The organism is Roseateles sp. P5_E4 (genome assembly GCF_054049255.1).
On record NZ_JBFUMS010000009.1, the window covers coordinates 128,447 to 141,259 of the forward strand.

A 12,813-nucleotide genomic window follows, 5' to 3' on the forward strand; every position below is an offset into this window, starting at 1 on the left:
GACCTCCAACGCCCGCCTGCTGCATGAATATCCTCAACCTGGGGCCGACCCCGCCCATGGCCCTCAACGCGCAGCCCGTAGACCCACTCCAGCACGGCATGGCCCTGTTCCATGCCAACCCGCCGGACTATGAGCGCGCGGTGGGCTGGTTCCGTGCCGCGGCAGACAGCGGCGACAAGGACGGGCTCGCCATGCTGGGGCTGTGCCAGCTGGAAGGGCTGGGCATGGCCGCGGACCCGGCGCAGGCGCGGCGGGTGCTGGAGCAGGCCGCGTCCCGGCGCAGCGCCATCGGGCGCTTCCAGCTCGGGCGGGCGCTGATGACCGGCCGGGGCGGGCCGGTCGACGAGGCGGCGGGCCTGTCGGCCTACGTGACGGCGGCGGCCATGGGCCACGCCGAGGCCACCTTCAACCTCGCCAACTGCCTGTACGCCGGCGTGGGCTGCCTGCCCGACCGGCTGGCGGCCAAGTCGCTCTACCTGCGCAGCCGTGCGCTGGGCTGCACCTTGAGCCCGCAAGGTGTGCGGGTACGCAGCCACGAGCTGAAGGCGGTTCGCGCGTTGGCGCAGCGCTTTGCCGACCCGAACCGCATGTTCTTCCTCGTGCAGGAGCGCCAGCAGGAGTTGGCGCTGGTGCACGCCATCGCGCAGCCCGGCGACACACCCAGGCTTGGTCACGCAAATGCTGCGAGGCCCCAAGCCCTGCGGCTGGCCGCGGGTGTCGTGGCGGCGATGGCCGGCACCTTGGGCCAATACCTGCGCCGGCCGTCGCGCGACGCCGGGCCGACGACGATCAACTTCTGACGCACCGCATCCCCTCGCCTGCTCCGGGGGTGGCTGGGTAGGATGACCCCATGTCCTCGCGCGCCATCCGCCTGCCCTCGCTCGACGCTCTGCTCGCCTTCGAGGCCGTGGCTCGCACGGGCAGCTTCGAGGCCGCCGCCGCCGAACTCGCGCTGACGGCCAGCGCCGTCGCCAAGCGCGTGGCCGGGCTGGAGGAGCGGCTGGGCCAGCCCCTGTTCCTGCGTCAACCCGCCAAGGGCCTGACCCTGACCTCCGCCGGCCACGAGTACCTGCCCCAGGTACGCCAGGCCCTGGCCCTGCTGCAGGCCATGCCGCTGCACCAGCGCGCCAGCCAGCAGCGCGAGCGTCTGCGCGTGACGTCCACGCCCACCTTCGCCCGCCAGTTGCTGGTGCCGGGCCTGCCCGGCTTCACGGCAGCCCACCCCGAAGTGGAGTTGGAGCTGACGCTGTCAGTCCCGCTGCTGGCCGAGGGCGACGCGGGGGCGGACCTGGAGATCCGCCACGGCGCCGTGCCGGACGACATCGCGCCCGCCCAGGTGCTGCTGCGCGACCGCCTCACGCCGCTGGCCGCGCCCGCCCTGCTGGCCCGCCACGAACCGCTGCGCGAGCCGGCCGACCTGCTCGCCCTGCCGCTGCTGCGCACGCCGCTGCAGCCCTGGGCGCCCTGGCTGCGCGCCGCCGGCCTGGGCGATGTGCCCGAGCCGGACGAAGGCCCGCGCTTCGTCGACCTGGGCCTGACGCTGGCCGCGGCCCTGGCCGGCCAGGGCGTGGCACTGGCCCGGCTCAGCCTCGCCCGCCACGAGCTGGCCGAAGGCCGCCTCGTCCAGCCGTTTGCGCTGACCGTGCCGGCCGAGCGCCACTACGGCCTCATTCGCCACCGCGCCAGCCCGGCATCCGAGGCCTTCGCCGAGTGGCTGCATGCGCATTGCCGCGCGCTCGAAGCGGAAAACTCCTCTCGACCCGGCTGAGTTTTTTTCCGGGGCGACCGGTGCGGTGCGGGCCTAGCATCGCGGCCTCACTCCGACCAGTCCGCCATGCCCGTCATCACCTGCATCGAAGACCTGCGCCAACTCGCCGAGAAGCGGGTGCCGCGCATGTTCTACGACTACGCCGATTCCGGCTCCTGGACGGAGACGACCTACCGCGCTAACGAGAGCGACTTCCAGGCCATCAAGCTGCGCCAGCGCGTGGCCGTCAACATGGAAGGCCGCAGCACGGCCGTGAAGATGGTGGGCCAGYAGGCCAAGATGCCCGTGGCCATCGCCCCCGTGGGGCTGACGGGCATGCAGCACGCCGACGGCGAGATCCACGCGGCGCGCGCGGCCGAGAAGTTCGGCATCCCGTTCACGCTCAGCACGATGAGCATCTGCTCCATCGAGGACATCGCCGAGAACACCTCGGCGCCGTTCTGGTTCCAGCTCTACATGATGCGCGACCGCGAGGCCATGGCCCGCATGATCGACCGCTGCAAGGCCGCCAAGTGCTCGGCCCTGGTGCTGACGCTGGACCTGCAGGTCATCGGCCAGCGCCACAAGGACCTGAAGAACGGCCTCACCGCGCCGCCGCGGCCGACGCTGGCCAACATCATCAACCTGATGACCAAGCCACGCTGGTGCCTGGGCATGGCCGGCACGAAGCGCCACACCTTCCGCAACCTCGTGGGTCATGTGAAGGGCGTCAGCGACATGCGGTCCCTCTCGGCCTGGACCAACGAGCAGTTCGACCCGCGCCTGTCCTGGGCCGACATCGCCTGGGTCAAGGCGCAATGGGGCGGCAAGCTCATCCTCAAGGGCATCATGGACGTGGAAGACGCCAAGCTCGCCGTGCAGGCGGGCGCCGACGCCATCGTGGTGAGCAACCACGGCGGGCGGCAGCTCGATGGGGCGCCGAGCAGCATCCACGCGCTGCCCGCCATCGCGGCCGAGGTGGGTTCGCAGACGGAAGTGTGGATGGACGGCGGTATCCGCTCCGGCCAGGACGTGCTCAAGGCCTGGGCCCTGGGCGCCCGCGGCACCATGATCGGCCGCGCCATGGCTTATGGCCTGGGTGCGATGGGCGAGGAAGGCGTGGCCAAGGCGCTGGCCATCCTGCACAAGGAGCTGGACGTGACCATGGCCTTCTGCGGCCACACGCAGCTGACGAACGTGACGCGCGACATCCTGGTGCCGGGCACCTACCCGACGGCCTGAGTCTTACCAGGAAGTCTCGGCCGCGGTGCCCTGGTGGTAGAGCATCTGCCAGGCCTCGCCCTCGCGCACCCAGACCGAGGAGCGCAGCGTGTGCCGCGTGAGCGATCCGTCCGGCTGGCGGTGCGCAGCACGATAGGTCAGCAGCGCCGCCGAAGGGCCGAGGGGCCGCACGGCGAATTGATCGGGCTCGACACTCGGCGGACCCTCGTCTCTGCGGCCCTGCTCGGCCAGGAAACGCAGGATGGTGGGTCGGTCATAGGCCCGACCGGAACGGCCAACCTCGTGAAAATCCGCGTGCAGCAGGGCTTGCAACCGCGCTTCGTCCAGGCGCACGCCGGGGTGATGCAGTTCGACTTCCAGACGCCGCAGCGTATCCACCAAGTCATCTTCCATGCGGGGCATTGTCGTCAGCAGCGGTGACTTTTCGCCCGCGGGCCACATCGTGCGCTACTGTGCCTCCATGAAGACCGCGTCCGTCCGCATCTGCCTGTTGCTGTCCACGCTGAGCGTGGGCGTCGCCGCCCAGACCTGCGCGCCGCCCGTCGACTTGAAGACCGAAACCGACCCAGCGCGCATCCAGCAGCAGGCCATCGCTCTGCTACCCTGCCTGGGACATCCCGACTTCCAGCTGCGCGACGACATTGCCTTCGAGCAGATCTCTGCATGGGCGCGCGGCGGCAAGCTGGAGGCCGCCACGCTGCAACGCCTGCGCACCGACCTCGTCGCCGTGCTGGACGCCAAGCCCGACACCGCCGGCGTGCACCAGCCCTTTGCGGTCCTCACGCTGGCCGAAGTGGCAAGGGCCGACCGCCTCAAGCCCTTCATGACCACCGAGCAGCGCGGCGAGCTCGTCGAGCATGCCGCACGCTTCCTCAGCAGCGTGCGCGACTACCGCGGCTTCACCCCCGGCGAGGGCTGGCGCCACGGCGTGGCCCACGGTGCCGATTTGGCCCTGCAGCTCGGCATGAACGAGGCGCTGAGCGCGGCGCAGCGCCAACAACTTCTGGACGCCGTCAGCAGCCAGGTGCTGGCCGACCACGGGCATGCCTACCGCTTCGGCGAGGGCCAGCGCCTGGCGCGCGCCGCGTTGCAATTGCAGCTCAGGCTCCAACCCGACGAAGCCGCCGTGCAGGCCTGGCTGGACCGGCTGCTGCAGCCGTTGAAGGCAGCCAAGGGCTGGGACGAGACCGCGCTGATCGATCTGCACAATCTGCGGGAGTTCCTGTGGCCGCTGCTGGCCGGCGTGCTGGACGTCACCGACGCCGCCCAGCGCGAACGGCTTTTGGTGCCGCTGCAGAAGACGCTACGCCGCCTGCCTTAGTCGGCGTGCCGCTCGAAGTGAAGCCGGTCGTGCCAGACGCCGCCGAGCTCGAAGCTGCGCAGCGAATGGCCGAACTGGCGAAAGCCATTGCGCAGCAGCACCTTCACCGAGCCGCCGTTGCCGACGCGTGCGTTGGCCTCCACGCGCATCAAGCCCAGCTCGCCAAAGGCCATGGCCAGCACCAGCCGGACGGCCTCGCTGGCATAGCCCCGGCCGCAGGCCGACTCGGCCATGCGATAGCCCAGCTCAGCCATCTGAAAATGAGCACGCTTCACGCCGATCAGGTTCACGCGGCCCACCAGCTCGCCGGCCACGGTACGCACGAGGAACTGGTAGCCCTTGTCCTCGGCAGCCTCGCGCTCGGCCAGCGCAATGGCGGCACCAACGCCCTCGTGTGAGTAGAAGTCGGGCGGCCGTGAGTTGATGCGGGTCTCGAAGAAGGCGCGGTTGTCCGTTTCGAAGCGCAGCAGCTCGTCGGCGACGTCGGGGGTGGGGGCAATCAGTTCGAGCAGGTTCATGGGCGGCAGCAAAGACGGCGCACCGATTACAACAGCAGCGGAGGCCTCGCCACGCGCCCGCGGGTGCCGTTAGGCTGGCGCCCAGGAGGAACCATGCGCCCTGCCCGCCTTGCCGCTTTGCTGATCGCCCTGCCCCTGCTGGCCGCGGCCGCCGCGCCCGGGATACCGCGCAGCGACGCCATCGATGCCGAGGCCGCGCGGCTGATGGCCACCAGCCAGGCCCAGGGCCTGGCCGTGGCCGTCATCGACGACGGCCAGGTCGTGCATGTCGGCGCCTACGGCAAGCGCAATGCGGCGGGCGAGCCGCTGCTGACCGATACCGTCATGTACGGCGCCTCGTTGACCAAGGCGGTGTTCGCCTACTGGGCCATGCAGCTGGTCGAGGAGGGAAAACTCGATTTGGACCGGCCACTGGCAGGCTACCTGGACCGGCCGCTGCCGGAGTACGCCGGCTTCTTGACGCCCTATTCGTGGCAGCACTTGGCGGGCGACAACCGCTGGCGCCAGCTGACCGCTCGCATGCTGCTGACGCACAGCAGCGGCTTCGCCAACTTCGCCTTCCTGGAGCCCGACCGCCGGCTGCGCATTCACTTCGACCCCGGCTCACGCTACGCGTACTCCGGCGAAGGGCTCATCCTGCTGCAGTTCGTGCTGGAGCGCGGCCTGGGTCTGGACGTGGGCGCCGAGGTGCAGCGCCGCGTGTTCACGCCGTTTAGCATGACACGCACCAGCCTGAAGTGGCGCGCCGACTTCAGGCCCAACCTGGCCGACGGCTGGACGGCCGACGGCCGCGTGGTGCCGCACGCCGAACGCAGCAAGGTGCGCGTGGCCGGTTCCATGGACACGACCATTGCCGACATGGCCCGCATGGCGTCCGGCTACGTCCGCGGCGTCGGCCTGTCGGCCGAGAGCGCCGCCGCGCTGACGGCGCCCCAGTTGCCCATCACGACGGCCACCCAGTTCCCGACATTGCAACCCGAACTGCCACCGGCCAGGCGCCGAGCCGACCTCACCGCAGGTCTGGGCGTCATCGTCTTTGAAGGCCCGCAGGGGCCGGGCTTCTACAAGGGCGGCCATGACGACAGCACCGGCAACACCTGGGTCTGCGTGAAACCGAGCAGGCGCTGCGTCGTCATCCTGGCCAACGACGTGCGCGCCGAGCGGGCCTTTCCGCAACTCGTGCGCTTCATCCTCGGCGAGACCGGCGTGCCATGGGGCTGGGAGTACGGTGCCATGGACTTCCTGCGCTAGCGGCCAGCGCTGCGCGAGCATCTGTCAGGGTCCGCCAGGACAAAATATTTTTGACCGGCCGCGAATCCGATCGCGACCTGGCTCCCTCTTAGTGACCGAGGGCTGTCCTCGAACACTTGAGAGTCGAACCATGATCTATGTGAAAAACGTTCCGAACGGCGAGCGCGCCGTGCGCGTGGCGGCGGGCCTGGTGGCCGCGGCCCTGGGGCTGCTGCTGTTGGGCGGCATGGGCGGCTGGCTGGTGGCTGGCGGGGCGGCCGGGTTGGTGGCATCCGGGCTGTTCGGTTTCTGCCCGGCTTGCGCCATGATTGGCCGCAAGTTGAAGTAGCAGCCGGGCAGCACTGACATGGCCCTGGCCCCACAACACCAGCCCCTGCTCGCGGCCGCGCACGGCGGCGATCCGCGGGCACTGGAGCAATTGCTGAAGATCTCCCGGCCCGACATCCGCCGTTATGCCCAGCAGCACTGCCTGCTCAGCGACGTCGATGACGCGGTGCAGGAGGCCCTGCTCATCGTCAACCGCAAGCTGCCGTCGCTGCGCGTGCTGGCGGCTTTCTCGGGCTGGTTGATCCGCCTGGTGCAGCGCGAATGCCGGCGCCTGGGCCGGCTCACGCTGCGCTATGACCCGTATGACGAGGAAAAGCTGGAGCAGTGGCTGGTCGTGCGCGACGAATTGGGCCTGCGGCGGGAGCTGGCGGCGGCGCTGGAGTCGCTGCCGTCCCACTACCTCGAGGTCATGCTGCTGCGCGACCTTGAGGAGCTGACCATCGAGGAGATCGCCGCCCGCACCGGCCTCACGCGGCCGAACGTGAAGAGCCGGTTGCATCGCGCCCGGGCACTGGCGCGGGAGTACCTGTTGGGCGGGAAGCCGGCTGGCGTCTGACGGTGGCCGCCCGCAGCGGGACTTCCTCCTCTCCGACTTGAGTGCCGCCGTGGCAGTGCAAGCATGGTTGCCTCCATAACTTCGGAGACAGACACCATGAATCGACGCCACTACGTTCTCGGCGCGGCCACCTTGCTGGCCGGGCTCTCGTTGCCCGCTCTGGCACAGCGCGGCGATGACGACGGCGAGTTCGTCATCCTGCAAGCGCGCTACGGCACGGACCGCAACCATGTCGATGTGACCGACCAGCTGCGCCAGCTGGCCCGCCGTGACCGCCGCGTGCGGCTGACCAACGACCTGTTCGGCGTGGACCCCGACCCCGGCCGCGACAAATACCTGCGCATCTACGCCCGCGACAGCCAAGGCCGCGAACGCCGCTTTGACTACCCCGAGCGCGCATGGATTGACGGCGGGCAATTCACCGCCTGGGGCGCGGGCCGCTGGGGCGAACCGAACTACAACGGTGGCTGGGCCGGCAACCCCTATCGCGACCGCCACGATGACGGCAGCTACACCATCCTGCACGCCAACTACGGCACCCCCGGCCGCGAGGTGGACGTGACCGGGCGGCTGCGCGAACTGGCACGCCGCGACGAGCGCTTCCGCATGGGCAACGACACCTTCGGCGTCGACCCCGACCCGGGCCGCGACAAGCGGCTGATCATCATTGCGCGCGACCCCAACGGCCAGCAGCGCAGCTTCGCGTACGCCGAGGGCAGCTGGGTGGATGGCAGCCAGTTCACTGGTTGGCGCCGCGGCGACTGGGGCCGCTGATCGCGCGGTTTACCCGCCCTTACAACCGGCGAAGCCCGGCGTCCTCGCGCCGGGCCGTCCTCGCGTTGAACCCTTGGCCGTGCGACCATGCCCGGCCAAGACCAACAACGAGGAGATCGCGATGAAACGCCGCCAATTGGGCCAATGGACACTGGGCCTGGGTGCAGCCCTGGCCACTGCCATCACCGGGCCCGCCTGGGCCGACGATGACGGCGAGTTCGTCATCCTGCATGCCCGCTACGGCACCGAGCACAACCACGTGGACGTGACCGGCCGCCTGCGCGAGCTGGCCCGCCAGGACCGGCGTTTTCGCTTGAGCAACGACCTCTTCGGCGTCGACCCCGAGCCTGGGCGCACCAAGACGCTGCGCATCTTTGCCCGCGACCGCCAGGGGCGTGAACGCACCTTCGAATTCCGTGAGCGCGACTGGGTCGACGGCAACAAGTTCATCGGCTGGGGCCGCGGCAACTGGGGCGAGTCCGGCGGGTCGGGCGGTTGGCAAGGAGGCGGCAACAGCCCGGGCGGCGACCGCCACGACGACGGTGAGTTCACCATCCTCTACGCCACCTATGGCGCCGACGGCCGCGACGTGGACGTCACCGACCGCCTGCGCGAACTGGCGCGCCGCGACCAACGCGTGCGGCTGACCAATGAACTCTTCGGTGTTGACCCATTTCCCGGAAAGACCAAGATCCTGCGCATCTTTGCCCGCGACCGTGGCGGCCAGGAGCGCGTCTTCGAGTACCGCGAGTACGGCACCATCGACGGCAACCAGTTCGTCGGCTGGGGTCGCGGCGACTGGGGCCGCGGCCACCGCGGCAACGACCAGGGCCCGGTGCGGCCCGGCAGCGGCCGGCTCATCATCGACAGCGCCAGCTACGGCGCCGACGGCCGCTGGACCGACGTGACCCAGGCCCTGCGCGGCCAGATCCGCGGCGAACGCTTCGAGACCGAGGTGCGCAACGAGCTTTTCGGCTTCGACCCCGCGCCCGGCCGCCGCAAGCTGCTCAGCGTGACCTATCGCTTCGGCAGCGAGCCGCCGAACACGGTGCGGGTTGGTGAAGGCGACCGGCTGCGGCTGCCCTAGGAAGGCGCAAGCGATCCGGCTTCAATGCCAGGCGCCAAGGATGGCGCCCATCACCGTGTAGGCCACCACCTGGTAGCCGCTGTTGATGAGCCAGAGCTTGAGCGAGCGCTGCTCGAACAGGTAGATCACGCCCAGGCTCATGGCCACCCAGCCCAGGCCGGTGGCCAAGCCGGCGAACAGGCCGAAGCTCAGGCTCGCCTTGGCGCCGAGGAAGGCCGCCAGGTTGAAGGCCATCACCAGCGAGGCCAGCGCCGACAGGCCGAAGACCTTGGCCGGGCTGGCCTGCTTGGCCTGGGCCTCGCTCAGGCCCGCCTCGGCCATCCAGGCCTTGGCGAAAAGGATGGGCGAGTACCAGAGCCCGCCGATCAGGAAGCTGGACAAGGCCGCCACAATGACCGCCGGGAAGTTGAATTGCACTGCGTCCATCGCAGACCCCTCTTGAAGTTGTTGGTGCGGCGATGCTGAGGCGCTCCCGTCCCCGGCAACAGCGGTCGCGCGCCGAAGTCGAAGATGAGCACGCCCAAAGCCGACAAACTGCCGCTCAAATCGCCGCCGAACCCGCCGATGCAGGCGCGCCTGGATGACCGGCTGCTGATGGCCGGCGGTTCGCTCGCCTTCGGCCTGGCCATCCCCTGGCTGACTGGGCTCTATGGGCCACTGGGCCCCGGCGACGCGCGCTTCTGGGTCGGCTTTGCCGGCTTCATCGCGCTGGCCTTTGCCATCTGGGCAGGCAACCGCTGGCTGCTGTTCAAGCAGCGCGAGCACCTGAACTGGTTCGCCCACCCGCTGCGCAAGCTGCTGATGCTGGTCAGCGCCAATGTGCTCTACACCGCGCCGCTGACGCTGGCCGCCATCTGGGCCTGGTTCCATGTCGCTGGGCAGCCGGTCGACGTCAATGCGCTGAAGCTGGTGGTGGCCACCAATGTCATCTGCGTGCTGTTCGTGACGCATGCCTACGAGACCATGTTCCTGATCCGCGAGCGCGAGTCGGACATGCTGCGTGTGGAGCGCCTGGAGCGCGCCCGCACGCAGGCCGAGCTTGGCGCGCTGAAGGCTCAGGTCGACCCGCATTTCCTGTTCAACAGCCTCAACACCCTGGGCCATCTGATCGAGAGCGACGCGAAGAGCGCCCGCGAGTTCAGCGACACCCTGGCCGAGATCTACCGCTATGTGCTGGACAGCCGCCAGCGCGACCTCGTGCCACTGGACGAAGAGCTCGCCTTCCTGCGCCACTACCACCGCCTGCTGGCCCTGCGCTTTGGCGCCGCCATGCCACTGGAGCTGGACCCAGCCTTGCAAACCGGCTCGTGGCTGATCCCGCCGCTGGCGCTGCAGACGCTGCTGGAGAACGCCATCAAGCACAACGAGGCCAGCGCCGCGCAGTCGCTGACCGTCAGCTTCACGCTGGACGGGGACCGCGTGCACGCCCGCAACGCGCTGCAGCCGCGCCGCAGCGCCCTGCCCTCCTCAGGCCTGGGCCTGGCCAACCTCGACGAGCGCTGCCGCCTGCTGGCCGGCCGCGCGCTGGAACGCCGCGCCGAGGCTGGCGTGTTCGAAGTCTCCATTCCGCTGCTGGCCCGCCCATGAAGATCTTCATTGCCGAAGACGAGATCCCGGCGCGCGAGCGCCTGACCGCCACGCTGGCCCGCGTCGCGCCTGAGGCCCGCGTGCTCGGCCACAGCGACACGGTGCAAGGCACGCTGGCCTGGCTCGCTGACCACCCCGCACCCGACCTGCTGCTGCTCGACATTCAGCTCGCCGACGGCCTGTCGCTGGAGCTGTTCCGCGACCGCCGCCTGGCCCTGCCCACGGTCTTCACGACCGCCTATGACCAGTTCGCACTGCAGGCCTTCCAGGCGCTGGCGGTGGACTATCTGCTCAAGCCGGTGTCCGACACCGCGCTGGCCCAAGCCCTGGCCAAGGCCGAACAATGGCGCAGTCATTTCGACCTCCAGGCCAAGGAGCGCTGGAACCATCAGCTCGACGGCCTGCTGCAGCGCCTGAGCCCGCCAGCCGGGCGTCAGCGCATCGTCGGCCGCAAGGGCGGACAGCAGTTCCATGCACTGGAACTGACCGACATCGCCTATTTCGTCTCGGTGGACAAACTCTGCTTTGCCGTCACTCAAGCCGGTGAGCGCTTTCTAGTCGAGCCCACCTTGGGCGAACTGGAGGAGGAGCTCGGGCCTCAGCGCTTCTTCCGCGCCAACCGCCAGCTGCTGGTGGCCGCGGGCGCAGTGCAACGCTTTGCGCCCGCCGGCAAGGGAAGGCTGAAGCTCGACCTCCGCCCGGCCCTGGACGGCGAGCTGCTGATCAGCCAGGAGCGCGCCGCGGCTTTTCGCCAGTGGCTGGAGGGGTAAACCCGGGCGGGCTACGATTCGGCATGGATCAAGTCTTGTTCGATTTCACCAAGCAGGATGCCACCGGCAGCTGCTCGACGGCCCACGCTTGGGCCAAGGTGCCCACACCGCTGACAGCGACCGAGCGCAGCGCGCTGACCGAGCGCGCCAAGGCCCTGCTTCAAAAACACAACGCCGTCCTCGTCGCCCACTACTACGTCGACGGCGCACTGCAGGACCTGGCGCTGGAGACCGGCGGCATCGTGTCCGACTCGCTGGAGATGGCCCGCTTCGGCCGCGACCACGCCGCCCAGACCCTGGTCGTCGCCGGCGTGCGCTTCATGGGCGAGACGGCCAAGATCCTCAGCCCCGAGAAGCGTGTGCTGATGCCCGACCTGGACGCCACCTGCTCGCTGGACCTGGGCTGCCCCGAGGACGAATTCGCCGCCTTCTGCGACGCCCACCCGGACCGCCAGGTCGTCGTCTACGCCAACACCAGCGCCGCTGTGAAGGCCCGTGCCGACTGGATGGTGACCAGTTCCTGCGCGCTGGAGATCGTGGCTGACCTGCATGCCAAGGGCCAGAAGATCCTCTGGGCGCCGGACCGCCATCTGGGCCGCTACATCCAGGAAGAGACCGGTGCCGACATGCTGATGTGGAACGGCGCCTGCATCGTCCACGACGAGTTCAAGGGGCTGGAGCTGGAACTGCTGCGCGAGCAGCACCCGGGTGCACTGATCCTGGTCCACCCCGAATCACCCAAGAGCGTCGTCGAGCAGGCCGACGTCGTCGGCTCCACCTCGGCGCTGATCAAGGCGGTTGTCGAAGGCACGGCGCCTGCGTACATCGTGGCGACCGACAACGGCATCCTGCACCGCATGCGCCAGTTGGCGCCGGGCAAGACGCTGATCGAAGCGCCCACGGCCGGCAACAGCGCCACATGCAAGAGCTGCGCCCACTGCCCCTGGATGGCGATGAACGGCCTGGCCAACCTGGTCGACTGCCTGGAGAGCGGCCAGCCTCAAATCCATGTCGACGAGGCTGTCCGCGTGAAGGCTCAACGCTGCATCACACGCATGCTGGATTTCGTCTCGGCGAGAAAGACTGCCGCTGCCGGTATGACCCCGGGTATCGGCGCCGCCTGATGGGGCTATAAATCGGCACTCACCGTCCTTGACGAGGCCCGCCATGAATGCCGACTTCAGCTCCCTCTACAACCACCATGAGCGCGAGGTCTTCGGCGCGGTCATGGACTCGTCCACCGACTACCCCGACATCGCGGCCAGCAACGATCTGCTCTGCGACGTCTGCTGCGTGGCCCTGAACCGCCTGCCCCCGCGCTACATACGCCACGAGGTGGACTTCAGCTTCTACCTGACCGAGCACGAACGCCTGGAGATCGACAACGCGATCGTCGAAGCGGTGAGCTATGCGTTCAACTTTGTGCAGGCGCGTACGGCGCTGAGGTCGCGCAAGTAAGCCGCGCTTCGGCAATAAAAACGGCCCGCATCTCACGAGGCGGGCCGTTGTCCAGATTCCTTGAGGGAATCACTCCGTTATAGATGGTCGGGGCGGCGGGATTCGAACTCGCGACCCTCTGCTCCCAAAGCAGATGCGCTACCAGGCTGCGCTACGCCCCGAACAAGCCTGCCAT

General features: G+C 69.1%; 16 protein-coding genes and 1 tRNA gene. 13 read left to right on the plus strand and 4 right to left on the minus strand.

The window, feature by feature from the left end:
• Positions 1–23 precede the first annotated feature (23 nt).
• From ACXJLH_RS18360 to ACXJLH_RS18370, 3 genes are all read left to right on the plus strand, one after another.
• On the plus strand, positions 24–800 hold the full coding sequence (locus ACXJLH_RS18360) for a tetratricopeptide repeat protein (RefSeq protein ID WP_457325409.1): 777 nt from the start codon (positions 24–26) through the stop codon (positions 798–800).
• 50 nt (positions 801–850) lie between these two features.
• On the plus strand, positions 851–1,768 hold the full coding sequence (locus ACXJLH_RS18365) for a LysR substrate-binding domain-containing protein (protein ID WP_457445666.1): 918 nt from the start codon (positions 851–853) through the stop codon (positions 1,766–1,768).
• Positions 1,769–1,834: 66 nt separating this feature from the next.
• Positions 1,835–2,989, plus strand: a complete 1,155-nt coding sequence (locus ACXJLH_RS18370; protein ID WP_457445667.1) for an alpha-hydroxy acid oxidase — start codon at positions 1,835–1,837, stop codon at positions 2,987–2,989.
• A 3-nt stretch (positions 2,990–2,992) separates the two neighbouring features.
• On the opposite strand, the gene ACXJLH_RS18375 is transcribed toward ACXJLH_RS18370, so the two are convergent.
• The gene (locus tag ACXJLH_RS18375) at positions 2,993–3,382 is read right to left on the minus strand and encodes a nuclear transport factor 2 family protein (protein WP_235531916.1); all 390 of its coding nucleotides are present in this window, start codon (positions 3,380–3,382) and stop codon (positions 2,993–2,995) included.
• A gap of 67 nt (positions 3,383–3,449) precedes the next feature.
• Between ACXJLH_RS18375 and ACXJLH_RS18380 the strand changes: the two genes are divergently transcribed.
• Positions 3,450–4,310, plus strand: coding sequence for a DUF2785 domain-containing protein (locus ACXJLH_RS18380; protein WP_457445668.1), 861 nt, complete (start codon positions 3,450–3,452; stop codon positions 4,308–4,310).
• On the opposite strand, the gene ACXJLH_RS18385 is transcribed toward ACXJLH_RS18380, so the two are convergent.
• Positions 4,307–4,828 carry a GNAT family N-acetyltransferase gene (locus tag ACXJLH_RS18385; RefSeq protein WP_457445669.1) on the minus strand — a complete coding sequence of 174 codons (522 nt, stop codon included), beginning with the start codon at positions 4,826–4,828 and terminating at the stop codon, positions 4,307–4,309. The two genes, ACXJLH_RS18380 and ACXJLH_RS18385, sit on opposite strands and share 4 nt — an antisense overlap.
• Positions 4,829–4,921: 93 nt before the next feature.
• Here ACXJLH_RS18385 and ACXJLH_RS18390 point away from each other — a divergent pair, with 93 nt between their 5' ends.
• The 5 genes from ACXJLH_RS18390 to ACXJLH_RS18410 all read left to right on the plus strand — a co-directional run bounded on the left by ACXJLH_RS18390 (position 4,922) and on the right by ACXJLH_RS18410 (position 8,823).
• Entirely contained in the window at positions 4,922–6,079 is a 1,158-nt protein-coding gene (locus ACXJLH_RS18390) for a serine hydrolase domain-containing protein (RefSeq protein WP_457445670.1), read from the plus strand.
• A gap of 130 nt (positions 6,080–6,209) precedes the next feature.
• Positions 6,210–6,407: a YgaP-like transmembrane domain gene (locus tag ACXJLH_RS18395; protein ID WP_056195517.1), complete on the plus strand. Its 198-nt coding sequence runs from the start codon at positions 6,210–6,212 to the stop codon at positions 6,405–6,407.
• 18 nt (positions 6,408–6,425) lie between these two features.
• Complete coding sequence (locus tag ACXJLH_RS18400) at positions 6,426–6,962, plus strand: RNA polymerase sigma factor (RefSeq protein WP_457445671.1); 537 nt, start codon at positions 6,426–6,428, stop codon at positions 6,960–6,962.
• Positions 6,963–7,058: 96 nt separating this feature from the next.
• Positions 7,059–7,736, plus strand: coding sequence for a hypothetical protein (locus ACXJLH_RS18405; protein WP_457356387.1), 678 nt, complete (start codon positions 7,059–7,061; stop codon positions 7,734–7,736).
• Positions 7,737–7,857: 121 nt separating this feature from the next.
• Positions 7,858–8,823 carry a hypothetical protein gene (locus ACXJLH_RS18410; protein ID WP_457445672.1) on the plus strand — a complete coding sequence of 322 codons (966 nt, stop codon included), beginning with the start codon at positions 7,858–7,860 and terminating at the stop codon, positions 8,821–8,823.
• A 21-nt stretch (positions 8,824–8,844) separates the two neighbouring features.
• On the opposite strand, the gene ACXJLH_RS18415 is transcribed toward ACXJLH_RS18410, so the two are convergent.
• A complete protein-coding gene (locus ACXJLH_RS18415; protein WP_056195506.1) occupies positions 8,845–9,249 on the minus strand; it encodes a DUF1761 domain-containing protein in 405 nt (134 codons plus the stop codon).
• A gap of 84 nt (positions 9,250–9,333) precedes the next feature.
• On the opposite strand from ACXJLH_RS18415, the gene ACXJLH_RS18420 reads away from it, so the two are divergent.
• The 4 genes from ACXJLH_RS18420 to ACXJLH_RS18435 are packed head-to-tail and all read left to right on the plus strand — an operon-like array spanning position 9,334 to position 12,638.
• Positions 9,334–10,410, plus strand: coding sequence for a sensor histidine kinase (locus tag ACXJLH_RS18420; protein ID WP_457445673.1), 1,077 nt, complete (start codon positions 9,334–9,336; stop codon positions 10,408–10,410).
• Complete coding sequence (locus tag ACXJLH_RS18425) at positions 10,407–11,180, plus strand: LytR/AlgR family response regulator transcription factor (protein ID WP_457445674.1); 774 nt, start codon at positions 10,407–10,409, stop codon at positions 11,178–11,180. The genes ACXJLH_RS18420 and ACXJLH_RS18425 overlap by 4 nt, the downstream gene beginning before the upstream one ends.
• A gap of 23 nt (positions 11,181–11,203) precedes the next feature.
• Complete coding sequence (gene nadA, locus ACXJLH_RS18430) at positions 11,204–12,304, plus strand: quinolinate synthase NadA (protein WP_457445675.1); 1,101 nt, start codon at positions 11,204–11,206, stop codon at positions 12,302–12,304.
• Between the two features lie 43 nt (positions 12,305–12,347).
• On the plus strand, positions 12,348–12,638 hold the full coding sequence (locus ACXJLH_RS18435) for a late competence development ComFB family protein (protein ID WP_056195496.1): 291 nt from the start codon (positions 12,348–12,350) through the stop codon (positions 12,636–12,638).
• 84 nt (positions 12,639–12,722) lie between these two features.
• On the opposite strand, the gene ACXJLH_RS18440 is transcribed toward ACXJLH_RS18435, so the two are convergent.
• Positions 12,723–12,799, minus strand: a tRNA-Pro gene (locus ACXJLH_RS18440).
• Between the last annotated feature and the right edge of the window lie 14 nt (positions 12,800–12,813).